This is a genomic window from Kitasatospora sp. NPDC059673 (assembly GCF_042734215.1).
In the GTDB taxonomy this organism is placed as follows: Bacteria; Actinomycetota; Actinomycetes; order Streptomycetales; family Streptomycetaceae; genus Kitasatospora.
The window spans coordinates 152,197-170,973 of the sequence record NZ_JBHWEN010000014.1; the positions used below are offsets into that span (position 1 = coordinate 152,197).

The window sequence follows — 18,777 nt, forward strand, 5'->3', positions numbered from 1 at the left end:
AACGTCTGGATCGTAGGGATCCGCCAAAAGACGGGATCAGCTCCTGGAGCTGTCACCGTCCTCGGGACGTTCGCCCTTTCGGCGGAGTTCCTCCTCGCGGCGGCGCAGGTCCGCCTCCCACTGTTCGAGCATCTGCTCGTGCTGCTGGTTGCCGTGCTTCAGCGAGGCCAGGAACTCCGGGTCGTCGTCCGGCGCGAGCGGCCGCTCGTACTCCCGGAACCCGGCGGTCGGGCCGGACGCCCACGGCACCCGGCGGCGGGCGGCGCGGTCCTTGCCGGCCACCAGCCAGGCGATCGAGCCGACCAGCGGGAACAGCAGCACGATGATCACCCACACCACCTTCGGCAGGTGGCGTATCTCGTCCTCCGGGGTGGTCAGGCAGTCGATGAACGCCCACACCCACAGGGCCAGCAGTGCCACCGTGGGGACGACTCGCAGAAGCACGCGCAGAACTCCGAACTACGTTCGAACAGGACCCTTGGCGGGCCCAGGTTAGCCCGTACCGGATACTGACAGGTATGGCATACGACGATCTCCGTTCCTTCCTCCGGGCCCTGGAACGCGACGGTGACCTGAAGCGGATCAAGGTGGAGGTCGACCCCCATCTGGAGGTCGGCGAGATCGTCGACCGGGTGCAGAAGGCCAAGGGCCCCGCGCTGCTCTTCGAGAACGTCAAGGGCTCGGCGATGCCGCTGGCCATGAACGTCTTCGGCACCGAGCGCCGGCTCTCCAAGGCCCTCGGCCTGAAGTCCCCCGACGACATCGCCGAGAAGATCGGCGGCCTGCTCAAGCCCGAACTTCCGCACAGCTTCACCGGCTTCCGCGAGGCCTTCGGCAAGCTCGCCTCGATGGCGCACGTCCCGCCGAAGAACGTGAAGTCCGCCGACGCGCCCGTGCACGAGGTCGTCCTCACCGGCGAGGACGTGGACCTGGAGCGGTTGCCGGCGCTGTTCACCTGGCCGCTGGACGGCGGCTCCTTCTTCAACCTCGGCCTGACCCACACCAAGGACCCGGACTCGGGCATCCGCAACCTCGGCCTGTACCGGCTGCAGCGGCACGACAAGCGCACCATCGGCATGCACTGGCAGATCCACAAGGACAGCCGCAACCACGCCGCGGTCGCCGCCAAGCGTGGCGAGAAGCTGCCCGTCGCGATCGCCTTCGGCTGCCCGCCCGCCGTCACCTACGCCGCCACCGCCCCGCTGCCCGGCGACATCGACGAGTACCTGTTCGCCGGCTTCGTCGCGGGCGAGCGGGTCCGGATGGTCGACTGCAAGACCGTCCCGCTGCAGGTTCCGGCGGACGCCGAGGTGGTGCTCGAAGGCTGGCTGGAGCCCGGGGAGATGCTGCCCGAGGGCCCGTTCGGCGACCACACCGGCTTCTACACGCCGCAGGAGCCGTTCCCGGCGCTCACCATCGACTGCGTCACCATGCGCCGCCGCCCGATCCTGCAGTCCATCGTGGTCGGCCGCCCGCCGACCGAGGACGGGCCGCTCGGTAAGTTCACCGAACGCTTCTTCCTGCCGCTGCTCAAGGTGATCATCCCGGACATCGTCGACTACGACCTGCCCGAGGCCGGCGGCTTCCACAACTGCGTGATCGTCTCGATCGACAAGAAGTACCCGAAGCACGCGCAGAAGGTCATGCACGCCATCTGGGGCGCCCACATGATGTCGCTGACCAAGCTGATCATCGTGGTGGACGCCGACTGCGACGTCCACGACTACCAGGAAGTCGCCTGGCGGGCCCTCGGCAACGTCGACTACAGCCGCGACCTGTCCGTCGTCGAAGGCCCCGTCGACCACCTCGACCACGCCTCCTACCAGCAGTTCTGGGGCGGCAAGGCCGGCATCGACGCCACCCGCAAGCTCCCCGAGGAGGGCTACACCCGCGACGGCGGCTGGCCCGAGATGGTCGCCTCCGACCCGGCGACCGCCGCCCGGGTCACCCGTCGCTGGAAGGAATACGGCCTGTGAGTACGGCCGCTTTTGAAGCTCCGCGGAGCAGGACCCGGGCCTTCCTGCGCCTAGTGATGATCGAGCACTCGGTCTTCGCCCTGCCGTTCGCCTACATCGCCGCCCTCACCGCGATGTTCCTCGCCGACAAGTCCGTGCACTGGGGCCAGCTGCTGCTGGTCACCATCTGCATGGTCGGCCTGCGCACCTTCGCGATGGCCGCCAACCGGATCATCGACCGCGAGATCGACGCCCGGAACCCGCGCACCGCGAACCGCGAACTCGTCACCGGCGCGGTCTCGGTGCGCACCGCGTACATCGGCTCCGCCATCGCCCTGGTGGTCTTCCTCGGCTCCGCCGCGCTGCTCAACACGCTGTGCCTGGTGCTGGCCCCGGTCGCGGTGATCCCGATGGTGGTCTACCCGTACGGCAAGCGGTTCACCGACTTCCCGCAGGCCATCCTCGGCATCGCCCAGGCGATGGGCCCGGTCGGCGCCTGGCTCGCCGTCACCGGCAGCTGGTCCTGGGACGCGGTCGTCCTCGGCCTCGCGGTCGGCATCTGGATCGGCGGCTTCGACCTCATCTACGCCTGCCAGGACGTCGCCGCCGACCGCGGCATGGGCGTCCGCTCCGTCCCCGCGCGGTTCGGCATCCCCGCGGCGATCAACGGCGCCCGGGTCTGCCACGTCCTCACCACCGCGCTGCTGGTCTGGTACGCCGTCCTCACCGACGCCGGCGCCTTCTTCTGGTGCGGCCTCGCGGTCGTCGCCGGTGCCTTCGTCTACGAGCACACCATCGTCAAGCCGCACGACCTCTCCCGCCTCAACCGGGCGTTCTTCTCCACCAACGGCTTCGTGGGCATCTCGCTGTTCGCCTTCGCCCTGATCGACCTGGTCGCCCGGGGCCTCACGGTGTGACGGGCACGCACCCCTGCTTTCGCCCGCCGCCCGGCACGGGGATGCGCCATGCTGGAGCGAGGGGCCCGACGAGATCCGGACGGGGATCACGATGATCGGCACACTGCAGTGCGTGGTGCTGGACTGCCACTACCCGGCGGGCCTGGCCCACTTCTACGCCGCGCTGCTCGGCGGCGAGGTCGACCGGCCCGATCCCCGCTGGACGCTCGACGAGGAGTGGTCCACCGTCCACCTGCCGAACGGCCAGGTGCTCGGGTTCCAGCGGGTCGAGGACTACCGCCCGCCGATCTGGCCCGACCCGGGCCACCCGCAGCAGCTCCACCTGGACATCGAGGTCGAGGACGTCTCCGCCGTCGAGCAGCGGGTGGTGGAGCTCGGCGCCGAGGTCAAGGACCGGGAGGCGGGCTGGACGGTGTTCGTCGACCCGGCCGGGCACCCGTTCTGCCTGATCCCCCGCCGGGCCGGCTGACCGATCGGAGCAGCGTCCGCGCGTCCCCGACCCGCAGCCGGCCGGGCCGGGCGACGGACGCCGGCGCGCCGAGTTCGCAGTCCCGCTCGTGCGCGACGGTCTTCAGGAGCTCCGGCGCGTGCGGCAGCCCGGGCTGCGGCGCCCCGGCCATCACGCACCGGCCTGCCAGGATGGTCTGGACCAAGTCGCCGACGGCGCAGGCCCGTCAGCCGATTCGCGCCACCGCCCGCACCGGCGCCCCGTCCGCCGCCGTCAGCCGCAACGGGAACAGCGACACCTCCACCGGCACCCCCGCCGCCTGCGCCTCCAGCAGCGGCGACAGGTCCGTCAGGTTCTCCGCGATCACCCCGCCGCCCTCCGGACCCAGCAGCACCCGGTGCGCCGCCAAGGTCGGCAGCTCCGGCGCCGGATCGTGCTCGTCCACCAACTCGGCCAGCAGACTGGCCACTTCGGGATCGGACGGCCCCGGATCCGGCGTCGGATCCACCGACAGCGCATCCACCCCGACGGTGCGCACGCCCGCCGCGACGATCGCCGCCGCGGCCTCCTCGGACAGGTACGGATGCGCGAAGTACCGGTCCGTCCCCCAGTACTTCGGCCACCCCGTCGCCAACAGCAGCACCGTGCCCGGCCCCGAGACCGCGAGCGCCGCCGCCAGGTGCTCCGCCGTCACCTCCCCGCGAGCCGGCAACCCGCGCAGATCCACCACCACCGCGGGCCCGGTGAACAGCTCCAACGGCAACCCGTCCAGCGTCGGCCACCGCACATCCAGGTGATACGGCGCATCCACATGCGTCCCCGTCTGCGACCCCAGATGCACCGCCAGCACATTCACCCCCTCCACCTCGGCCGTCAACGCCGCCCGCAACTCCACCCCGGGATCCCCCGGATACACCGGCATCCCGGACACCACCGGATGCGTCAGATCCACCAACACGGCTGCCATGGAGACCATTCTGACTTGGGCGAGTGCGCCCGGGGGCGCGGGGAGCTGCGCGCAGCGGAAGGCACCCCACCGCAAGATCGCGACGCAGGGCAGTGACTTGCACGCGGACGCGACAATGGCGGTATGAGCACTCCCCGCGAGCCCTGGGTCCTCGGCGTCTCCGGCGCCAGTGGCACCCCCTACGCCGCGTCCGTGATCCGCGCGCTGCTGGACGCCGGCGAGTCCGTCGACCTGATCGTGAGCCGGGCCGCCCGGCTGACCATCCTGGACGAGACCGGCATCTCGTTCCGGGACGCCCACTGGAAGGCCGATCTCGCGCAGTGGCTGGGCCGGGACGAGAAGGAGCTGGACGACGTCCGGTACTGGCCCGCAGGGGACTTCGCGGCGGGCCCGTCCTCCGGCTCGTACCCGGCGAAGGGAATGCTGGTCGTCCCGGCCACCACCGGTGCCGCGGCCGGCATCGCGCTGGGCCTGTCCAAGGACCTGCTCCAGCGCACCGCCTCGGTGACGCTCAAGGAGCGCCGCCCGCTGGTGCTCTGCCTGCGCGAGACCCCGCTCACCGGTTCCACCCTGCGGCACCTGGTGGCCCTCGACGCGCAGGGCGCGGTCGTGCTGCCGGCCTCGCCGGGGTTCTACGCGGGGGGTTCGACCGCCCAGGAACTGGTGGATTTCGTGGCCGGCCGGGTGCTGGACGCGGTGGGCGTGGCGCACTCGTTGTACCGGCGCTGGACGGGCAGTCTCGGCGAAGCGGGCAGCACCCCCGGAAGCGACCCGGAAACCCGGTCGCGCCGGGGCGAGTGAGCGGCCGCGCTACGGGAGAGTATGTTCTCTGGGATACCCCGGTCGATCGGCGCTCGGCGCCTTGGAATCCAGAAAATGATCTGTGGTTCTGGAGTGGTTCGGAAGGACGCGGCAGGTAATGGACTCTGTGGACAGGCAGCTCATTCAGGCACTCCGTGAGAACGGCCGTGCCTCGTACGCCGAGCTGGGCCGTCTGGTGGGCCTCTCCGGGCCGAGCGTGACGGACCGGATCAACCGCCTTGAGCAGGCGGGTGTGATCACCGGGTACCGGGCGACGGTCAACCCGGCCACCCTGGGCTACGGCGTGACGGCGCTGATCGGTCTTCAACTGACCGACGCCGCCGACCACGATGACGTCTCGCACCGGCTGAAGGACCTCCCGGAGGTGGAGGACTGCTGGTTCATCGCGGGCGACGACTCGTACATGCTGAAGGTCCGGGTGCCGGACGTGGAGGGCCTGGAGTCGGTGGTCAAGCGGCTCTCCGGCACCAAGGGGGTGGCGCGCACCCGGACCACGGTGGTGCTCTCCACCAAGTGGGAGAACAGGGTCAGCGAACTGCCGCTGCACCTCGCCGAATAGGGTCGTCACCGCACACCCCGTCAACTCCCGAGGATGGCCCCGGATGTCCCTGGTCGACCTGGAAGACCTGCGCGCCGCTCAACGCCGGATCGCCGGTGCGGCGGTCCGCACCCCGCTGCTTGCCTGCCCGTGGGCGGAGCAGCCGGACGGGCGCCGGCTGTGGCTGAAGCCCGAGAGCCTCCAGCCGACCGGGGCGTTCAAGGTCCGCGGGGCGTTCAACCGGCTGGCGGCGCTGACCGAGGAGGAACGCTCCCGGGGCGTGGTGGCGCAGTCCAGCGGCAACCACGCCCAGGCGGTGGCGTACGCGGCGCAGCGGCTCGGCATCAAGGCGGTCATCGTGATGCCGGACACCTCGCCCGCCGTGAAGATCGAGAACACCCGTTCGTTCGGCGCCGAGGTGCTGGTCGTCCCGGCCGAGCAGCGTGACACGCTCCCGCCGAAGCTGGTCGCCGAGCACGACTACGTGTGGGTGCCGCCGTACGACGACCCGTACATCGTGGCGGGCCAGGGCACCGTCGGCCTGGAGATCGCCGAGGACGCCCCGGACGACCTGGACACCGTGCTGGTGCCGATCTCCGGAGGCGGTCTGATCTCCGGGACGGCCGCAGCGCTGAAGCTGGCCTGCCCGGGCGTCCGGGTGATCGGGGTGGAGCCGGAGCTCGCGGCGGACGCGCAGGAGAGCCTGCGCAAGGGCATCCGCACCGCCTGGCCGATGGCCGACACCTACCGCACGCTCGCCGACGGCCTGCGCACCCCGAGTGTGGGCGTCCTTCCGTTCGAGCACCTCACCGCGTACGTGGACGACATCGTCACCGTCTCCGAGCAGGAGATCCGGGACACCGTCGCACTGCTGGCCCGCCGCGGCCGCCTGGTCGCCGAGCCGTCCGGCGCGGTCGCCCCCGCCGCGTACTTCCACCGCGCCGAGGAACTCGGCGGGCGGGTGTTCGCGGCGGTCGTCAGCGGCGGCAACCTGGACCCCGCCCTGCTGGCCGAACTGCTGGCGGCCTAGGCGTAGTCTCGACTGGCAACGAATCGAAGGACCGAGGAGGCGGAGCGCCGCATGGACGCAGGGCTCAAGCGCGAGCTGGAGGCGAAGGTCTACGCCGGTGAGCGGCTGACCCGCGAGGACGGGATCGCGCTCTACGAGAGCGACGACCTGGCCTGGCTGGGCGGCCTGGCCCACCACGTGCGGACGCAGAAGAACGGCGACGTCGTCCACTTCAACGTCAACCGCCACCTCAACATGACCAACGTGTGCAGCGCCTCCTGCGCGTACTGCTCGTTCCAGCGCAAGCCGGGCGAGAAGGACGCGTACACGATGCGCATCGAGGAGGCCGTCCGGCTCGCCAAGGCGATGGAGTCGGAGTCCCTCACCGAGCTGCACATCGTCAACGGCCTGCACCCGACCCTGCCGTGGCGCTACTACCCGCGCTCGCTGAAGGAGTTGAAGGCCGCGCTGCCGAACGTCTCGCTGAAGGCGTTCACCGCGACCGAGATCCACTGGTTCGAGCGGATCAGCGGCCTGACGGCCAGTGAGATCCTGGACGAGCTGATCGACGCCGGCCTGGAGTCGCTGACCGGCGGCGGCGCGGAGATCTTCGACTGGGAGGTCCGGCAGCACATCGTCGACCACGACACCCACTGGGAGGACTGGTCGCGCATTCACCGCCTGGCGCACGAAAAGGGCCTCAAGACCCCGGCCACCATGCTGTACGGCCACATCGAGGAGCCCCGCCACCGGGTCGACCACGTGCTGCGGCTGCGTGAACTGCAGGACGAGACCGGCGGTTTCCAGGTCTTCATCCCGCTCCGCTACCAGCACGACTTCCACGACTCCAAGGACGGCAAGGTCCGCAACCGTCTGATGGACCGCACCGAGATGGCCACCGGCGCCGAGGCGCTGAAGACCTTCGCGGTGTCCCGTCTGCTGTTCGACAACGTCCCGCACGTCAAGGTCTTCTGGGTGATGCACGGTGTCACCACCGCGCAACTGGCGCTCAGCCACGGCGCGGACGACATGGACGGCTCGGTGGTCGAGTACAAGATCACCCACGACGCGGACAACTTCGGCACCCCGAACAAGCTGGGCCGCGACGACCTGCTCCAGCTGATCCGGGACGCCGGATTCCGCCCGGTCGAGCGCAACACCCGCTACGAGGTCATCCGCGAGTACGACGGGCCGGACCCGCTGCGCCGGGAGACCCCGCAGGCGATGCGCCTCTGACCACCGCTCTGCCACGCGCCCGGTGGGCCGGTCTCCGGCCACCGGGCGCCGCCGTTCCACCGGGGGCGCGCGGGGTGGCCGCGCACTACCCGGAGTGCCTCCGACCACCGGAGAAGCATCCCCGGGCGCGTATGCTCACAGGCTCATCACACGGCCCGGGTTCCACCGCGTCCCCCGGGTCTGGGAGGATCGTCGGCATGTCCGGTTCCCATCGCGCCGCCTCGCACCGCCGCTCGGCCCCCGCGCCGGCCTCCCGGGGCGAGGATGAGCAGCCCCAGGGCCGAGCCGAGGGCCGCCGCCGGCGCAAGCCGAAGCCGCGCCGCGCCGCCAAGCTCACCGTCGGCACCGCGACCCTGCTGGCGCTGACGGCCGGCTGGTTCACCGTCGGCCCGGGCCGGACCTTCCAGGGCGACACCGCCAGCGCGGCCCCGGACCGCGAGCCCGAGGTCTCCCCGATGAAGGGCGCCGACGCCCACACCGAGGCCCCGGCCGCCGATCGCTCCTCCCGCGAGCGGATCACCGCCATACCGGGACTCGGCGCCGACTGGATGGCCAAGATCCCCGCGGAGACCCGTCAGGTGCTGGTCGCCAGCGGCCAGGGCAAGGACTCCTCCGACAACACCGTCACGCTGTGGACCCGCGGCGAGGACGGCGGCTGGCAGGCCGGCCAGTCCTGGCCCGCCCACAACGCCCTCAAGGGCTGGACCACCAACCACCGCTCCGGCGACCTGCGCAGCCCGATCGGCCTGTTCTCGCTCACCGACGCCGGCGGCCGCAAGGCCGACCCCGGCTCCAAGCTGCCGTACGACGAGAACGCGAAGTTCGTGATGCCCGGCCGTGGCTTCAACAACGAACCGCTGGCCGGCTCCTTCGACTACGTGGTCGCGATCAACTACAACCGGGTGGCCGGCGCCTCCCCGCTCGACGGCCGCTTCCCGGAGGGCGCGGCCAAGGGCGGCGGCATCTGGCTGCACCTCGACCACGGCGGCCCCACCCACGGCTGCATCTCGCTGACCGAGGACCACATGGTCGACCTGATCAAGGCCCTCGACCCGGCCATGCACCCGATGATCGCCATGGGCGACGCCGACTCGCTGGCGGCCTGAGGCGTTCCGGTTGTGAGGGCCCTACAGCATCCGGCCCTCGATCCTGTGTCAGGGCGTTACCGCCCGACTGACCGGTAACCCGGTTGAGTGGCAGTATGACCGCCTCCCGCATCGTGGCGCTGGGCCACTACCAGCCGCCGAAGATCCTCACCAACGACGATCTCTCGGCGATGGTCGACACCGACGACCAGTGGATCCGGAGCCGGGTCGGCATCCGCGCCCGGCACATCGCCGAGGACGAGACCCTGGTCGACCTTGCCGCGGGCGCCGCCCAGAAGGCGCTGGCCCGCGCGGGAGTGACCCCCGACCAGATCGACCTGGTCGCCGTCGCCACCTGCACCGCCATCGAACGCAGCCCCAACACCGCCGCCGCGGTCGCCGCCCGGCTCGGCATCCCCACCCCCGCCGCCTACGACCTGAACACCGTCTGCTCGGGCTTCTCGTACGCCCTGGCCACCGCCGACCACGCGCTCCGGGCCGGCGCGGCCACCCGCGCGCTGGTGATCGGCGCCGAGCGGATGTCCGACATCGTGGACTGGACCGACCGCACCACCTGCGTGATCTTCGCGGACGGCGCGGGCGCGGCCGTCCTGGAGGCCGTCCCCGACGAGCGGGCCGGCATCGGCCCGGTGGTGTGGGGCTCCGAGCCGGAGAAGGGCGAGGCGGTGGTGATCAGCGGCTGGCAGCCGATCATCAGCCAGCAGGGCCAGAGCGTCTTCCGCTGGGCCACCACCCAGGTCGCCCCGCTGGCCCGCCGGGCCTGCGAGAAGGCCGGCCTGGACCCGTCCGAGCTGCGCGGCTTCGTCGCCCACCAGGCCAACCTGCGGATCATCGACGCGATCGCCGGAAAGCTCGGCCTGGCCGAGGACGCGGTGGTCGCCCGTGATGTGGTCGAATCCGGCAACACCTCCGCCGCCTCGATCCCGCTCGCCCTGTCCAAGCTGGTCGAGCGCGGCGAACTGCACAGCGGCGACCCGGTGCTGCTGTTCGGCTTCGGCGGCGGCCTGGCCTACGCCGGCCAGGTGGTGCGCTGCCCCTGACCAAGGCGGCGGCACCCACGGCACACGGCGCAGGGGCGGCCGGGAGACCTTCCTCCCGACCGCCCCTGCGCTTCGTTGTCTGGTGCGGATGACACCCCGCGGTACGTCGGCGAACCTCCCCCGAGGACACGGCCGCGTCCGACGCACCCCGGACAGGAACCGGGGCCGGGCGTCACTGGACTGGACTGAGTGTTACTTCGGCGGCTTCTTTCCGGTGACTCCGAGGTACACCTGGAGCGCCAGGCTGGGCTTGAGGTCCTTGACCTTCACGCCCCACGAGGTGAACGCCTTCGAGTGCTCCGCGGACGCGGCCAGCAACGTCACCAGGGCGCCGGCGATCGCCGACCCGTCGACCGTCTTGTCGGTCTTGCCCTGGGTGTTGCGAACCGCTTCGGCAAGCGGAGCCGCCACCGAGTTGAGGACCTTCATACGGATCTTGAAGAACCGCTTGTCCCCTTCTGCGGCACCGAGTGTGATCACTCGGAGAATGGCGTCATTCTTGCGCCAGAAGGCGAGGAATCCGTCCACCAGTTCTTCGGAAGTGGTGAAGCCGGTCTTTCCCGCCCAGGACTTTCCATCGACGAGCTCTTTGAGCCCGCCGCTGTCCTCGGCCATTTCCTCGGCGATCTCAAGGACTGCGCCCTCGACATCCGGGAAGTACTGGTAGAAGGTCGCGGGGGAGGTACCCGCCATACGGGCGACGTCGATGACCTTGACGTCACGGTACGGCGACGTGCTGAGCATCTCGCGGAGGCAGTCGAGCAGCTTCTGCCGCGTCTCCTGTCCGCGCCGCCCGGCGACGCGACCGTCGACGGTGCGAACTTGTCCTGTCATGCCGTCAGCTTACCGTGGCACGATCTTGGCGCGATTCGGTAGTGCGACTATTAGTCCGCTCGTGGGGAGAATCAACGACTTTTCAGCGTGTGTTGTTGCCCCCCCGTGCACTGATGACCTCACAGCGTGACGACAAGTCAGCTTCGAAGGGTTCGGTGGAGGCCGCGGGCCCGCTCGGCGGCCCCCGGGCCGCCCTACCAGACCGGGGGACACGGGCGGGGGAGATTGGCTCCAGGACGGCGGGCATTGGAGAATCGGGGGCGCGCCACCGCCGGGGGGCGTTGGCTGAAGGGGAGGTGGCTGCGGAGTGGACCAGCTGACGGCGCACGATCCGAGGCGGATCGGGCCCTTCGAGGTGCTGGCCCGGCTCGGCGCGGGCGGGATGGGTCTGGTGTACCTGGCCCGGTCGGCCTCGGGTCGCCGGGTGGCCATCAAGACCGTCCGCAGCGAACTGGCCGAGGACAACCTGTTCCGGGTCCGTTTCGCCCGCGAGATCGCCGCCGCCAAAACGGTCGGCGGCTTCTACACCGCCGCCGTGGTGGACGCCGACGCCGACGCCGCGGTCCCGTGGCTGGCCACCGCGTACGTGCCCGCGCCCTCGCTGGAGGACCTGGTCACCGACTGCGGGCCGCTGCCCGCCGACGCGGTGCGCTGGCTGACCGCCGGCATCGCCGAGGCGCTGCAGTCCATCCACGCCGCCGGGCTGGTGCACCGCGACCTCAAGCCGTCCAACGTGCTGGTGGTCGAGGACGGGCCGCGGGTGATCGACTTCGGGATCGCCGCCGGGGTCTCCAGCACCCGGCTCACCATGACCAACGTCGCGGTCGGCACCCCCGCCTACATGTCGCCCGAGCAGGCCCGCGACAGCCGCAGCGTCACCGGCGCCAGCGACGTGTTCTCGCTCGGCTCGCTGGTGGTCTTCTGCGCCACCGGGCACCCGCCGTACCGGGGCACCAACCCCGTCGAGACGGTGTTCCAGCTGCTGCGCGACCAGCCCGACCTGTCCGGACTGCCGGCCGAACTGGTCGACCTGGTGCGGGCCTGCATGCGGCCCGCGCCCGAGCACCGGCCGACGCCCGCCCAGATCCAGGCCGAGCTGGCCCCGCACCTGTTCTCCCGGGCGGACGCCTCCGGCGAGGCCGGGGACTGGCTGCCGCCCGCCGCGCTCGACCTGATCGAGGCCAAGCGCAGCAGCCGCCGCCCCGTCAGCCAGCCGCCCCAGCCGCAGCCCCAGCCGGTCGTGGTGCCGCCGCAGCCGGTCGCCCCGCCGTCCGTGCACGTCGCGCCGGTCGCGGCGCCCTCCGAGGCCGAGGTGGCCACCGAGCGGATGCGCCCGCACCAGCGGCCGGTGCCCGCCGCGCCCGGCGGCGACGGCGAGGTCCGGCTGGCCGGCGCGCACGTGCCGATAGGCCCCGGGCCCCGGGTGGAGCCCGTCGCGCCGTCCGCCGCCCCGGTCGGCACCGACTGGGTGCGCCGCACCCCGGCGCCGGCCGCCCCGCCGCAGCCGCCCGCCGCCCGCTGGCGGCCCTGGCGGTTCCGGATGTCCAACGACGTGTGGGGCACCCCCGTGGTCGCCGACGGAACGCTGTTCGTCTCCAGCTTCGAGGTGCACGCCCTGGACATCCGCTCCGGCGAGCGCCGCTGGAAGACCCGCGACGTCGCCTGGGCGCTGGCCGTGGACGGCGGCCGGGTGCACGCCGCCGACGGGCCGCACCTGTACACCGTGGACTCCGCCGACGGCACCGAGCGCTGGCGCAGCTCCCTGGACGGCTGGGTGTATTCGCTGGACGCCGCCGACGGCGTACTGTGCTGCGGCATCCGCGGCGGCGGCGTGCAGCTGCGCTCGGCCGCCAGCGGCGCCGAACTGTGGCGCGCCGACGACGCCCAGCAGGAGTACGAGAACCCGCAGTCCGGCCCGGCGCTGATCGCCGGCGCCGCCTACTACCAGGGCGCCGGCCGGCTGCACTGCGTGGATCCGCGCGGCAGCGGCGTGCGCTGGGCGTTCCCGGTCAGCGGCAAGGTGCCGGCCCGGCCGGTGGAGCGCTCCGGCGTGCTGTACCTGACCTCCGGTCAGCGGGTGCACGCGCTGGACGCCGCCACCGGCGCCGAGCGCTGGCGGTTCGACGCGCCGGTGGTGCTGTTCACCCCGCCCGCGGTGGACGACCGGGCGGTGTACGTCGCCGACTACCTCGGCACCCTGTACGCGCTGGACGCCGCCACCGGCCACGGCCTGTGGCGGGCCGGCACCGCCTCCCGGCAGGGCGCCGAGCCCGCCGTGGTCGCCGACGGCACGGTGCTGCTGGGCTCCGGCGACACGCTGTTCGCCTTCGACAGCGCCACCGGCCGGGAACGCTGGCGCTACGCCGCCCGCGCCGACCTGGTCGGCTCCCCGGCGGTCGCCGACGGTCTGGTCCACCTGGGCAGCCGCGACCACTCGCTGCACACCCTGGAACTCGCCACCGGCCGATTGCGCTGGGAACTCGGCACCAAGGGCGAACTGACCGGCTCCCCGGTCGCCGTTGACGGCCGGGTTTTCGTGGGCTCCAAGGACCGTTGCGTATACGCCCTGGACTCCTTCTACGGCACCGCCGTCCCGCACTGACGCCGGTAGGTGACTCTCTTCCCCGAAGGGGGCGACCGCGGGTCAAGCCTTGGCATACCCTCCCCCAAATGGTCACCGCATTCGGTGATCGACAAAGGGAGGGAACCCGCATGTCCATCTCCTTCGACCGGCGCCGCTCCGCCGTCGCCGCAGCCGCTCTCGGCGTAGTGCTCGCCGCCACCGGGGTCGTCGCCCCCGCGGCGGGCGCCGCCGAGCACGCGGCCGCACCGACCGGCCTGCGCAGCATGCCCAGCACCGACTGCGCCGGCGGCACCGTGCTCGGCCTCACCGACCTCACGCTGTTCGCCGAGGCCTCCGCCTCCGGGAAGGTGGAGTTCCAACTGCTGCGCTCCGGCACCGAGGCGCCCGTCGACGACGTCACCCTGTCCGCCACCCCCGGCACCGCCGCCGTTCGTCTGCTGTCCCGTGACGTCCTGACGGCCGCGGCGGGCGGCGCGATCACCGACTTCGGCTGGAAGGCCCGCGCCCAGGGCGGCCAGGTGCCGGGCGAGTGGTCCACCACCTGCCACTTCCGCTACGACCCGACCGCGCCCACCGCCGCTCCGGCGCTGTCGGTCCCCGGCGGGCTGGTGATCGGCACGCCCGCGCAGATCACCGTCACCGCCGGGCCCGGGCAGCCGCCCGCCGCCTACTCGTACCAGGTCGGCTCCGACGCGCGGAGGACCGTCACGGCCGACGCCTCCGGCAACGCCGTCCTGACCGTCACGCCCACCGGCGCGTACAGCACCCTGACCGTCACCCCGCTGTCCCCGGGCGGCAACCCGGGTCCGGCGGCCACGGCCGGGCTGTCGGCGGCGGAGCCCGTGCGGGTCGCCGGTGACATCGACGGCGACGGGCGGCCCGACCTGCTGCTGGTCGGCGGACAGCTCGGCCTCGGCGACGGCCTGTGGCTCGCCAAGGGCCAGGGCGGCGGCGCGCTCGCCCCCGCCGTCCAGGTCGGCGCGGCCGGCACCGGGCGGAACGCGCCGGGCAGCGCCGCCGACTGGAACGGCGTGCTGGCGGTGGGCGGCCGGTTCAACGGCAGCACGGCGGACGGCGTGCTGGCCTACCTGCCGAGCGTGGGCGTCGGCACCGCGCTGCCCTACGCGGCCGGCGGGTTCGACCCGTCCAAGTCGGTCAACATCGGGCAGCACGTCTTCGACGACGGCACCGTGCGGGTCGAGCGGGTCGCCGACGCCGGTGAGCTGTACCAGGCCGCGAACGGGTACCCGACCGGCTTCCGCACCACGGACAATCTGCTGGTGCTGGCCGGCGGCAAGCTGTTCGTCGTGGGCAGCGCCGGCATCCCCGGCGGCTACGGGAGTCTGGGGTCGGCCGTCGAGCTGAGCGGCGTCAACCCGGCCGGCACCGGGGACTGGCACGGCTGGACCATCACCACCGCGGTGGTCGGCGCGGAGCGCCTGCCCGGCCTGTTCGCCCGCAACGATGCGGACGGCTCGCTCTACTACTACGCCGCTTCGACGCTGACCGGTCCGTTCCTCGGCGACCCGATCGGCGCCCCGGTGCTGGTCGCCGCGAGTGGCTGGGACGCCGCGGGCAAGCCGGTGCTGCAGGGCACCGACCTGGACGGCGACGGCCTCGCCGACCTGTGGGCGGTGGACCCGCAGGGCAACGCCACCGGCTACCGCTTCGACGGCACCACGCTGACCGCGCTGGCCACCTCGCCGGTCCACCCGGCGAGCTGACGCGCCCTTGGCCCCGGGCCGGTGCGGTCCGGGGCCTACGGGTGGCGGTGCTGCCAGCCGGCCCAGGCGGAGGCGATCATGGCGCGGACGTCGTGGCGGGCGGTCCAGCCGAGTTCGCGGTGGATCAGCTCGGCGGAGGCCACCACCCGGGCCGGGTCGCCGGGGCGGCGGGCGGTCACCTCGGGGGCGGTGTCGAGGCCGGTGACCTCGGCGATCCCGGCGAGCATCTCGCGGACGGAGACGCCGTGCCCGGTGCCGATGTTGAGGGTCAGCCGGACCTGCTCGCCGGGCGCGGTGGCGCTCAGCCGGCGGACGGCGGCGACGTGCGCGGAGGCGACGTCCGAGACGTGGATGTAGTCGCGGACGCAGGTGCCGTCGGGGGTCGGGTAGTCGTCCCCGAAGATCAGCGGGGGCAGCCCGGCGGTGAGGCGCTGGAGGGCCAGCGGCACCAGGTTGGCCGCGCCCGGGTCGGACAGCTCGGGGAGGGCGGCGCCCGCCACGTTGAAGTAGCGCAGCGACACCGCGGACAGCCCGTACGCGTCGGCGCAGGCGTTCAGCAGCCACTCGCCGGCCAGCTTGGTCTCGCCGTACGGGTTCATCGGCGCGCACGGCGTGGACTCGGTGACCAGCTCGACGTCCGGCATGCCGTAGACGGCGGCGGAGGAGGACAGCACCACCCGCCGCACGCCCGCGTCGACCGCGGCGGCCAGCACGATCCGCAGGCCCTCCACGTTCTCGTGGTAGTAGCGCAGCGGCTGGGCGACGGACTCGCCGACCTGCTTGCGGGCGGCCAGGTGCAGCACGCCTTGTACACGGTGCTCGGTGAGGACGCGGTCCAGCAGCGGGCGGTCCAGCGTGGAGCCCGTCACCAGGGGGACGCCGGGGGGCAGGTGGGAGGCCGCGCCGGTGCTCAGGTCGTCCAGGACGACCACGGACTCGCCGGCCGCGACCAGCTCCCGGACGACATGACCGCCGATGTAGCCGGCCCCGCCCGTGATCAACCAGGTCATGGGCCGATCCTAGACGGCCGCCTTCCGGGTGGGGGCGGGTGTGTCTGGGCGGCCATTCGGACATTTCGCTGAAATGCTGACAAAGTCCTGTCCCGTGACCGGAGGTGGCAGCCGTGCGCCCGAAGAAGGAACCGACCCGCCCGCTTCCGGCCGGCCCCCGGCCCACCGGGCCCAGGCGGTGGCTCGGCTCGGCGGCGGTGCTGGCCTCGGCGGCGTTGCTGGTCACCGGCTGCTCCAGCGCCCACAAGGGCTCCGGGTCCAGCACGGCGGCCGGCGCCACCACGAGCGCGCCCGCCCCGTCCACCAGCAACCAGACGGAGCAGGACTACCAGCAGGTGATCAACCAGGTGCTGCCCTCGGTGGTGCAGATCACCGCGGGCGACAGCCTCGGCTCCGGGATCGTCTTCGACGACAAGGGCGACATCGTCACCAACGCGCACGTGATCGGCACCGCGCAGACCTTCACCGTGACGCTGGCCAACAGCAGCAAGCCGCTGAACGCCACCCTGGTGGGCAGCTACCCGCAGTCCGACCTCGCGGTGATCAAGCTGAGCAGCCCGCCCAGCGGCCTCAAGCCCGCCACCTTCGCGGACAGCGCGAAGGTGGCGGTCGGCCAGATCACGCTGGCCATGGGCAGCCCGCTGGGTCTCTCCAGCAGCGTCACCCAGGGCATCGTCTCGGCGGTCGGACGGACCGTCAGCGAGCCGTCGAGCTCCGGCTCGCCCGGCGCCACCATCGGCAACATGGTGCAGACCTCGTCCGCGATCAACCCCGGCAACAGCGGCGGCGCGCTCGTCAACCTCTCCAGCCAGGTGATCGGGATCAACACGCTGACCGCGGTGGACCCGGAGCTGGGCAACGCGGCGGCGCCCGGCATCGGCTTCGCCATCCCCGCCGTCACCGTGACCAGCATCGCCAGTCAGCTGATCGCCAGCGGCACCGTCACCAACTCCGGGCGGGCCGCGCTCGGGGTGACCGTCCGCCCCTTCTTCAACGCGAACTTCCAGCCCGCCGGGGCGGTGATCGTCTCGGTGACCTCCGGCGGACCGGCCGACTCCGCGGGGCTGCAGGCAGGCGACGTGATCACGAAGATCAATGACACCGCGATCCCCACCCCCGCCGCGCTGACCAGCGCACTGGCCTCGCTCTCCCCGGGCGACAAGGTCACGGTCGGCTACCAGCGCGACGGGCAGAACCAGACCGCGGAGGTCACCCTCGGGACGCTCTAGGGCCGCCCGCTCGGGCCCGGGGTGCCGCACCGCGCAAGGGAGGCGGCACCCCGGGCCCGTCCACGCCCGGGCCCGTCCACGCCCGGACCGGACTGTCAGCCCCGGCCGGCCCGGGTGCGCCAGGGGAGCTCGACCGTCACCGAGGTCGGGCCGCCGACCGGGCTGGCCACCACGAACACGCCGTCCACCGACTCGGCGCGCTCGGCCAGGCCGGCCAGGCCGCCGCCGGGCCGTATCTCGGCGCCGCCCTTGCCGTCGTCCTGCACCGTCAGCATCAGCCGGCCTTCCTGACGCCAGAGGTCCACCGTGGCGGAGCGGGCGCCGGAGTGCTTGGAAGCGTTGGTGAGCAGCTCGCTGACGGTGAAGTAGGCGATGCCCTCGACCGCCGAATCGGGGCGCTCCCCGCCCAGCTCGACGTGGACCTTGACGCCGCCCGGCAGCGTGCAACGGGCCGCGACCGAGGACAGCGCGGCATCCAGCCCGCGGTCGGTCAGCACCGCCGGGTGGATGCCCCGGGCCAGATCGCGCAGCTCCTGCAGCGCCAGCTTCACCTCGCCGTGCGCCGCGTCGACCATCTTCTGCGCGGCCACCGGATCCTCCGACAGCTTCTCCTTGGCCAGGCCGAGATCCATCGCCAGCGCCACCAGCCGGGCCTGCGCGCCGTCGTGCAGATCCCGCTCGATGCGGCGCAGATCGGCGGCGGCGTGGTCGACCACCGCGCCCCGGTCGTCCTCCAGCTCGCGGACCCGCTCCTCCAGCGCTCCCGGCGACAGCAGGCTCTCCACCAGCAGCCGGGAGACCCACGCCAGCCCCCGCATCGCCCACGGCATCACCGGCCAGCCGACGGTCAACAGCACCACCGTCAGCGTGAAGCTGAGGATGCCCCAGGGCAGCATCAGCAGGCAGTACAGCGCGCAGCGCCAGCTCAGCCCGTCCGCGAGCGAGGCCATGACCCAGCCGGCCGTACCGGGGCGGGTGGGCACCAGCGGCCCCGGCTCGGCGACCCGGCTGCCCAGCGAGGCCCGGGCCCGGATCCGGCCCAGCCGGCCGAACAGGCGGCAGCACGTCAGCCCGAAGGCCAGCAGCGGCAGCCCGACGACCGTCACCGCCATGCCGACCCCCGTCCACAACAGCGTCACCATCACCGTGAAGGCGGCAACGCCGACCGGGAGGTTCAGCAGCTCGTGCTGGACCTCTTGCCACAGCTGCGGCCCGTACAACGACGGGCGCTTCGCCTTGTCCTCCATGTCGGCGCCCTCTCCCTGGTGTTCGCCGGTCTTTGACGATCACCAGCATCCCGGTTGCGGACAGCGGGTCGCCATGGTGCTGCACTCCGTCTTCGCCCGGGGGTTATCCCC

17 protein-coding genes are annotated in these 18,777 nt (G+C 72.4%); 12 read left to right on the top strand and 5 right to left on the bottom strand.

Translation table 11 applies throughout. The features are described 5' to 3' along the window. Positions 1–36 precede the first annotated feature (36 nt). On the bottom strand, positions 37–444 hold the full coding sequence (locus tag ACFV18_RS18525; RefSeq protein WP_380484393.1) for a PLD nuclease N-terminal domain-containing protein: 408 nt from the start codon (positions 442–444) through the stop codon (positions 37–39). Positions 445–518: 74 nt separating this feature from the next. Here ACFV18_RS18525 and ACFV18_RS18530 point away from each other — a divergent pair, with 74 nt between their 5' ends. The 3 genes from ACFV18_RS18530 (at position 519) to ACFV18_RS18540 (ending at position 3,341) form a co-directional block, all read left to right on the top strand. Beyond that, a complete protein-coding gene (locus ACFV18_RS18530; protein WP_380484395.1) occupies positions 519–1,976 on the top strand; it encodes a menaquinone biosynthesis decarboxylase in 1,458 nt (485 codons plus the stop codon). After that, the gene (mqnP, locus tag ACFV18_RS18535; protein WP_380484397.1) at positions 1,973–2,872 is read left to right on the top strand and encodes a menaquinone biosynthesis prenyltransferase MqnP; all 900 of its coding nucleotides are present in this window, start codon (positions 1,973–1,975) and stop codon (positions 2,870–2,872) included. The genes ACFV18_RS18530 and mqnP overlap by 4 nt, the downstream gene beginning before the upstream one ends. 91 nt (positions 2,873–2,963) lie before the next feature. Beyond that, positions 2,964–3,341, top strand: a complete 378-nt coding sequence (locus ACFV18_RS18540; RefSeq protein ID WP_380484399.1) for a VOC family protein — start codon at positions 2,964–2,966, stop codon at positions 3,339–3,341. 205 nt (positions 3,342–3,546) lie between these two features. Here the strand turns inward: ACFV18_RS18540 and ACFV18_RS18545 are convergent, their stop codons facing one another. Further along, complete coding sequence (locus ACFV18_RS18545; RefSeq protein WP_380484400.1) at positions 3,547–4,287, bottom strand: cyclase family protein; 741 nt, start codon at positions 4,285–4,287, stop codon at positions 3,547–3,549. Between the two features lie 123 nt (positions 4,288–4,410). Between ACFV18_RS18545 and ACFV18_RS18550 the strand changes: the two genes are divergently transcribed. The 6 genes from ACFV18_RS18550 to ACFV18_RS18575 all read left to right on the top strand — a co-directional run bounded on the left by ACFV18_RS18550 (position 4,411) and on the right by ACFV18_RS18575 (position 10,038). Continuing rightward, a complete protein-coding gene (locus ACFV18_RS18550; RefSeq protein ID WP_380484402.1) occupies positions 4,411–5,088 on the top strand; it encodes a UbiX family flavin prenyltransferase in 678 nt (225 codons plus the stop codon). A 118-nt stretch (positions 5,089–5,206) separates the two neighbouring features. After that, on the top strand, positions 5,207–5,668 hold the full coding sequence (locus ACFV18_RS18555; RefSeq protein WP_030462120.1) for an Lrp/AsnC family transcriptional regulator: 462 nt from the start codon (positions 5,207–5,209) through the stop codon (positions 5,666–5,668). 43 nt (positions 5,669–5,711) lie between these two features. Beyond that, positions 5,712–6,677: a threonine/serine dehydratase gene (locus ACFV18_RS18560; RefSeq protein ID WP_380484404.1), complete on the top strand. Its 966-nt coding sequence runs from the start codon at positions 5,712–5,714 to the stop codon at positions 6,675–6,677. 51 nt (positions 6,678–6,728) lie between these two features. Further along, on the top strand, positions 6,729–7,892 hold the full coding sequence (gene mqnE, locus ACFV18_RS18565) for an aminofutalosine synthase MqnE (RefSeq protein WP_380484405.1): 1,164 nt from the start codon (positions 6,729–6,731) through the stop codon (positions 7,890–7,892). Between the two features lie 197 nt (positions 7,893–8,089). Next, the gene (locus ACFV18_RS18570) at positions 8,090–8,998 is read left to right on the top strand and encodes a L,D-transpeptidase family protein (RefSeq protein WP_380484407.1); all 909 of its coding nucleotides are present in this window, start codon (positions 8,090–8,092) and stop codon (positions 8,996–8,998) included. Positions 8,999–9,093: 95 nt separating this feature from the next. Beyond that, positions 9,094–10,038 carry a beta-ketoacyl-ACP synthase III gene (locus ACFV18_RS18575; protein ID WP_380484409.1) on the top strand — a complete coding sequence of 315 codons (945 nt, stop codon included), beginning with the start codon at positions 9,094–9,096 and terminating at the stop codon, positions 10,036–10,038. Positions 10,039–10,230: 192 nt separating this feature from the next. Here ACFV18_RS18575 and ACFV18_RS18580 read toward each other — a convergent pair whose 3' ends face one another. Further along, on the bottom strand, positions 10,231–10,872 hold the full coding sequence (locus ACFV18_RS18580; RefSeq protein WP_100587127.1) for a TetR family transcriptional regulator: 642 nt from the start codon (positions 10,870–10,872) through the stop codon (positions 10,231–10,233). 307 nt (positions 10,873–11,179) lie between these two features. Between ACFV18_RS18580 and ACFV18_RS18585 the strand changes: the two genes are divergently transcribed. Both ACFV18_RS18585 and ACFV18_RS18590 read left to right on the top strand, forming a co-directional pair. After that, positions 11,180–13,474 carry a PQQ-binding-like beta-propeller repeat protein gene (locus ACFV18_RS18585; protein ID WP_380484411.1) on the top strand — a complete coding sequence of 765 codons (2,295 nt, stop codon included), beginning with the start codon at positions 11,180–11,182 and terminating at the stop codon, positions 13,472–13,474. Between the two features lie 110 nt (positions 13,475–13,584). Further along, complete coding sequence (locus ACFV18_RS18590) at positions 13,585–15,180, top strand: hypothetical protein (protein WP_380484413.1); 1,596 nt, start codon at positions 13,585–13,587, stop codon at positions 15,178–15,180. A gap of 35 nt (positions 15,181–15,215) precedes the next feature. On the opposite strand, the gene galE is transcribed toward ACFV18_RS18590, so the two are convergent. After that, positions 15,216–16,190, bottom strand: coding sequence for a UDP-glucose 4-epimerase GalE (gene galE / locus ACFV18_RS18595; protein WP_380484415.1), 975 nt, complete (start codon positions 16,188–16,190; stop codon positions 15,216–15,218). A gap of 113 nt (positions 16,191–16,303) precedes the next feature. On the opposite strand from galE, the gene ACFV18_RS18600 reads away from it, so the two are divergent. Beyond that, a complete protein-coding gene (locus tag ACFV18_RS18600) occupies positions 16,304–17,419 on the top strand; it encodes a S1C family serine protease (RefSeq protein ID WP_380484417.1) in 1,116 nt (371 codons plus the stop codon). 95 nt (positions 17,420–17,514) lie between these two features. Here ACFV18_RS18600 and ACFV18_RS18605 read toward each other — a convergent pair whose 3' ends face one another. Beyond that, entirely contained in the window at positions 17,515–18,666 is a 1,152-nt protein-coding gene (locus tag ACFV18_RS18605; RefSeq protein ID WP_380484419.1) for a sensor histidine kinase, read from the bottom strand. Positions 18,667–18,777: the final 111 nt, after the last annotated feature.